The organism is Erwinia sp. PME.40.26/001 (assembly GCF_055556675.1).
The window spans coordinates 1-247 of the sequence record NZ_JBVHNP010000349.1; the positions used below are offsets into that span (position 1 = coordinate 1).

General features: G+C 74.9%; 1 protein-coding gene. It reads right to left on the reverse strand.

Features of this window, described 5'->3' with window-relative positions; genetic code table 11:
• Positions 1 to 65 precede the first annotated feature (65 nt).
• The coding region (locus ACZ3HG_RS24490; protein WP_465335087.1) for a hypothetical protein at positions 66 to 247 on the reverse strand (182 nt) is incomplete at its 5' end.

Here is a 247-nt window from a genome sequence, read left to right on the forward strand (position 1 = left end):
TCGGCGACAGCTCCGACGGCACCGTGCGCGCCCGCCTTTATCGCGACGGGGCGCTCGACGCCGTGTCACGCCTTCCCGCCCGGTTCTCCGTGCCCGGCGGGCACATCGAGGTGGCGGTGGGAGGGTTCGGCCTCCGCCGGTGTCACTTCGTCCCGGATGCCGGCGACGAACGCCAGCTCGTTCCGCACCCCCGCTCCGCGGAGGGACGCCGGGCCGCCTTCGACCGGGATCATCGCGCGGCGAGTCG